This window comes from Thermovirga sp., assembly GCA_012523215.1.
Taxonomy (GTDB): Bacteria; Synergistota; Synergistia; order Synergistales; family Thermovirgaceae; genus 58-81.
Genome location: JAAYIZ010000259.1, coordinates 1 through 5,245 on the forward strand (window position 1 = coordinate 1; position 5,245 = coordinate 5,245).

Annotated in this window: 7 protein-coding genes; 4 read left to right on the plus strand and 3 right to left on the minus strand. The window is 58.2% G+C overall.

Translation table 11 applies throughout. The annotated features are described in order from the left end of the window. The 4 genes from GX108_07075 to GX108_07090 form a co-directional block, all read left to right on the plus strand. Nucleotides 1-237, plus strand: a 237-nt coding sequence (locus GX108_07075; GenBank protein NLO56792.1) for an LD-carboxypeptidase, incomplete at its 5' end; no start/stop codon positions are given. A gap of 70 nt (nucleotides 238-307) precedes the next feature. After that, nucleotides 308-1,129 (plus strand): EamA family transporter, encoded by an 822-nt coding sequence (locus GX108_07080; protein NLO56793.1) that lies wholly within the window; start codon nucleotides 308-310, stop codon nucleotides 1,127-1,129. Nucleotides 1,130-1,289: 160 nt separating this feature from the next. Next, nucleotides 1,290-1,808, plus strand: coding sequence for a DUF2437 domain-containing protein (locus tag GX108_07085; protein NLO56794.1), 519 nt, complete (start codon nucleotides 1,290-1,292; stop codon nucleotides 1,806-1,808). After that, nucleotides 1,795-2,058: a hypothetical protein gene (locus tag GX108_07090; GenBank protein NLO56795.1), complete on the plus strand. Its 264-nt coding sequence runs from the start codon at nucleotides 1,795-1,797 to the stop codon at nucleotides 2,056-2,058. Before GX108_07085 ends, GX108_07090 begins: the two co-directional genes overlap by 14 nt. Before the next feature lie 39 nt (nucleotides 2,059-2,097). Here GX108_07090 and GX108_07095 read toward each other — a convergent pair whose 3' ends face one another. The 3 genes from GX108_07095 to GX108_07105 form a co-directional block, all read right to left on the minus strand. Next, the gene (locus GX108_07095) at nucleotides 2,098-2,385 is read right to left on the minus strand and encodes a hypothetical protein (protein NLO56796.1); all 288 of its coding nucleotides are present in this window, start codon (nucleotides 2,383-2,385) and stop codon (nucleotides 2,098-2,100) included. A gap of 85 nt (nucleotides 2,386-2,470) precedes the next feature. Beyond that, nucleotides 2,471-3,820 (minus strand): glycine/betaine/sarcosine/D-proline family reductase selenoprotein B, encoded by a 1,350-nt coding sequence (locus GX108_07100; GenBank protein ID NLO56797.1) that lies wholly within the window; start codon nucleotides 3,818-3,820, stop codon nucleotides 2,471-2,473. 17 nt (nucleotides 3,821-3,837) lie between these two features. Then, nucleotides 3,838-5,190: a beta-aspartyl-peptidase gene (locus GX108_07105; GenBank protein NLO56798.1), complete on the minus strand. Its 1,353-nt coding sequence runs from the start codon at nucleotides 5,188-5,190 to the stop codon at nucleotides 3,838-3,840. Nucleotides 5,191-5,245: the final 55 nt, after the last annotated feature.

Consider the following 5,245-nt stretch of genomic DNA (forward strand, 5'->3'; position numbering starts at 1 on the left):
GACGACGCGGCGGGGATCGTGCTGGGCCAGTTCACCCATATTCCTCCCAGGAAGCCGAAGGAATCCTTCACGCTGCCGGAGGTCCTGGAGGCGATCATTGTCCCCGAAGGGAAGCCGACGCTGATAAACGGATGCTTTGGCCACGGCCCGAAGAAGGCGACCCTGCCCCTGGGGGCCCGGGCCGTGCTGGACGGTTCGAAGTCGACGCTGACGGTGGTGGAATCGGGGGTGGAGTGAAGAAACCGTGAATCGCCAGTCGTGAATCGGAAAAGCCAAAAGGCGCGAACAGTCAACGGCTGCCATGACGTTGTTTTCCTTGTTCCTGCTCGTAACAGCGGCTTTCCTCCACGCGGGATGGAACCTCGTCGCCAAGCGCGTCGCCGGCGGCGCAGCTTTTGCCTGGCTTTTCTCCCTTTTGGCTTCCCTGCTGCTTTTCCCCTTCGCGCTTCGTGCCTCCTGGGGGAGCAACTGCTGCTTCGGTAAGACTTTCATCTTCCTGGCAGTGATCAGCGCCGCCTTCGAAGCCGGCTATTACATCCTTCTCCAAAAAGGATACAAGGCGGGGGACCTGTCCGTCGTCTACCCCCTCGCAAGGGGAACGGGACCTCTTCTTTCCACCCTGCTGGCGATGGCGCTGCTGGGCGAGGACCCCACGCTCCTGAACCAGGCCGGGACCGGCCTGGTCATCGCAGGAATCTTCTGGATAGCCGGGGGCGTTTCCCTGTTCAGGGACTCTTGCTCGAGGGCGGCACCCCTCCTGGGCATCGCGACGGGGGCTTGCATTGCCGGGTATTCCCTGGTGGACGGGGCGGCCGTCTTCGCTATCGTCGCTTTCCAGACCATGCTTCTTTCCCTCCCGGCCCTCCGGGACCCCGAGGGAATCTTCCACCAGTGGGATCGTAACAGAAGGCCCGCCCTTTTTATCGCATTCCTGTCGGCCTCGGCCTACCTGGCCGTGCTGTACGCTCTCTCCGTCGCCCCCCTGAGCCTGGTAGCGCCAGCGAGGGAGATCAGCGTCGTGATCGGGACGTACCTGGGGACGACGGTACTCGGAGAAGGGGATCGAAAACGCAGGATGACGGGGTCGGTGATCATCCTGGCCGGGATAGCGCTCCTGGCGGTTGGGTAATATCGAGGCGGTCTGCCGCCGCCATTTCCCCGAAAGGGCTATACTGGAATGGTGGTCTCCATGGCCTTGGCGCCGCGATGGGGAGGCACCGATGGATTCCCTTAAAAAACAGCTGTCGACGGATAAGGGGGAGGCAGCGGGGAAAAGGAGAGGAAGGTCCATGAAATTCGTCAGGTACCAGAAGGCGGAGGATACTTGCTGGGGGATGTTGGAGGGCGACGTGATATCCGCCCTGGCGGGGGCGCCCGCCCTGGGATACACGGGAGCCGACGGGGGAACAAACCCTCATCGGGGAAGTAAACCTCCTCCCGCCGGCGGAGCCGGGGAACATCTTCTGCGTCGGACTGAACTACGCCGACCACGCGGAGGAGTACGGCCTGGAAATGCCGGAGGAACCGAACATCTTCCTCAAGGGGATCAACTCGCTCCTGGGACACGAGGGCACGATCCTCATCCCTGGCAGGCCGGGAAGGATCGACTACGAGGGGGAGATGGCGGTGGTCATCGGGAAGAGGTGCAGAAACGTCCCGGAAGCCGAGGCGCGGCACGTGATCTTCGGCCTGACCTGCCTCAACGACGTCACGGCCCGGGCGCTGTCGAAGAAGGACGCGCGCCTTACCCGCTCGAAGAGCTTCGACACCTTCTGCCCCATGGGACCGTGGCTCGTGGACAGCCGTGAAACAGGAGGCAGGGATATCCAGACCAGGCTCAACGGCAAGGTCGTCCAGTCCTCCAACACGGACAAGATGGGTTTTCCCGTGCCCAGGATCATAGCCCTCATAAGCCGCTTCGCTACGCTCTCGCCCGGCGACGTGATAGCCACCGGCACGCCGGCGGGCATTGGCCCCCTGAGGGCCGGCGATGTGGTCGAAGTGGAGATTGAAGGCGTGGGAACCCTGAAGAACCACTGCGTCGGAGAAGCACCTTAAGGTTTCCAGGTTTTGTTCCACTACGGGCCAGGGACTATTTTAGTTCTCCTGGCAACCGAACCAACTCTCGAGAAGATCGAGGTCAATATAGGCGTAGTCCCGCAGGACTTCCTGCAGGACTGGTCTTTCCCGCGACGCACTCTCGACGCGATCTATTGAATCAAGCAGGACGACTATTCCCCTTTTATCCAGACGACCCTTCTCGAGAGGTTCTACGACGATGGATCTGTAAGGATTGGCAGTGAGTCGTATGCTTCCAGAAAGAGAGTGGCCGGATAATGCCGCACCCTCTTCAAGCAACGCCAGGGCCTTCTTGAAAACTTCCACAGGACCCCCTTCCACGGGAAGGCTTCCATCGAATCTGCGAAGCACCAAGGGGTTGTTAGAAATCACCATCTTTTCAGTTAGCTGTTTACCTCTTTTCAGTCCCTGCCACCTCCACCTGCTCTCCCCTGCGAAAAACGGTCTGTTCCGTGATGGGCGTGCAAAGAGCGTTCAGAGCTCGCTCCAATATCTCCATCCTTATCTCCATCTCCGCCTCGTAGCTGTCTTCCGTGATGGAACCGACGGGGTGAGGTATCGCCACCCCCTGGACTATCCTGTTGGCTCCAACGGTGAGGGCGATGCTCGGTATGGCCGTGATCAGGGCTGTTGGTATCCCGGATCTTTCGATCTCCCTTGCCAGCGTTGCGCCGCAACGCGTGCCGGTGCCTCAAGTGGAGGTCATCACCACTCCATCGACTCCTTCATCGTGAAGCATCGCCGCGATCTCGCGCCCATACCGCTCAGCTGATTTCACCGCCGTGACGTTCCCCACGGTGACGAAATATTTTTCAAGCAGTTTTCGGAATCTGCCTGCTTTTTCAAGGCGTCGCATGCCATCCAAAGGTAAAACTCTGTCGGGGTCCTCGGTAGCATGGACCAAGTCATAGCCACCGTGGGCGACTTCGTAATCACCTTTATTGAGGTTGTCCAAACCCGCCAGGGAATAGGCACACCATTTGGAAGCGTTGTGAGCCTCAATCCGGTCGGGGTTACCTCTTGGGACTATGCCCCCCTCCGTACCGATGGCAATAAGGGCTTCCTCAAGGTTCACGACGGGAGGCGCTGGCGGGACGAGGTCATAAACCGGCATGGGCAGTTCCGTCTCGAAGGGCTCGCCGTGGACTTTCTTGAGGAGCATGGATACGGCCCTTTTCGATCCTCGCTCTTTTCTTCGGAAGTTTATCCGGACCCCACGGGGGTGATATCCTTCCTCTTCCGGACTCCCTATCTCATCTCCATCAAGAAGACGAAGGCCAAAGCGGATCATCTCTGAAACGACCATGCCGATTTTTCTCGCCGAATCTCCCGTCTTCAAAACGTAAGTCGTCCTTTTCGCTACATCCACCCCAGGGTTTGTCTCATGCATTCCAGAGACCGCGATCAGCCCCAATCGCGATGAAACGCGGTCACAAAGAGTCCCGCAAGCGGTTCCGTAACGCCCGGCACCGAAGGCCGGGCCCGCGAAAAGAAGGTCCGCGTCAACTTCTTTTATCCAGGGGAGAACGGTTTTTTCGAATTCCTCGAGATTTTCCGCAGCAAAGTTGTCCCCACAGATCACAGTTCGCACGACCTCGAGACGGCCACCGGAAGCTTCTTCGATCTGCTTGCCGAAACCCACCGGCTTGTCTTCAAACCAGGGTTCAATGCCCGCTTTTTCTTCACCTCCGATGCCGGCAAAGAACTGGTTGATATAGTGAACGACCCTGTACTTTTTCATCTTCCCTGCACCATCCCTCATATTGCCCTTGTGGAGAGGTTTTCCATCCCCAGTTCGTTGGTGGAGCCCATTATGCCGGCTATCTCCATGTTTATAGAACCATCTTTCAAAAGGCTTCCCGAATGGCCGCCGGTGATCACTTCTATAGTCTCCAGGTGGCCGATGACCTTTTCCATCGGGGGCAATACCACGCGCTCGTTCCCGTTGCCGTTGGTGACAACTGCATCGGCTTCCGGGGAAACATCGGCAAGCCCGGGCGACGCCCCGTCGCCTCCGGCGTATTCGTCGGTCACGATGACGGTCTTGATGCCAGCCTGTTCTAGAATACTGGCCGTAAGCATCAGATCACACTCGGGATTGCCACCCCCGTCCTCGGCGATAATGGCGCCGTCAGCTCCCAGGCTTTTCGCTATTTTGAGGACCTGGAAGGAATTCCTTTCTTTTTCAGAGAAGGCCGTCCTCACGGGTTGGGCGATGATGCCCAGAAAAGCCAGGGACTTCCCGTGTTCTGCGAGAAGGTCCTCGGAAAGGGGGTCCTTTTGGTGGTGGTACGTGGTGTGTTTATGACAGGGGGCGGCACAGTTCCCGCTGACTATGGCCCCGTCAAAGAGTTCCGTGGCCTGCATGTATAGAGGGACAGCACCTTCCCTTGCGTTCAATCCGTAAAGGTAATTGTCATGGAGTAGCCCTTGAGCCAGGACCTGCCTTACATAGACTACCTTCGGCAGGTCAGGGTATTTCGAGTGGATCTCGGGGATGGTCTCGTTGGTGTAGACCGTCTCCTCGTAATACTCCGCCGTTGCTGCGGCCTTCCCTATGAGAGCAGCCGCCTTTACACCAGCCTCCCTGACGACCCTCTCATGCTCATGTTTTCCGAGCCCTTCAACGGGTTCAAGGACGAGGACCACGTTGACCAACTTGGAGAAGACCGAATATTCGGCTCCTGGCCCGGTCATGTCGATCAGGCCCTCCTGGAAGTTGACCAGCTTCCCCGAGGTCACCACGGCCACGCCTTCGAGAAATGCCGTGGTGCCCCTCCCGGCGATCGTCCTGGGTGGATTCCCCACGAAGCCCGGGAAGACACAACCAGGACCGCCCACTTTGACCGCCGGCGCCAGGATATCCTTTACGGGGATTATCCTGGTGCTCTCTCCGGGCTTGGCGATCTTCACATCGACGGAAAGAAGATGTTTATCCTCGAGTAATTCTCTTCGGATATCATCGGGATTCAGAAAAAGGATTTCACCCCTGAGCTCTGTCACTTCACCAAATCGCACGTCCTTTACCGGAACCTTCCGGATTCTCAACGGCCCTTCCGTTACAGCGGCGCCTTCCTTCTTTTCCTTTTCAAGATAGGTTTCAACAACCATGGTATTCACCCTCTCGTACCACCCAGAATTTGAATTCTGGGCACTATCTCTAAAC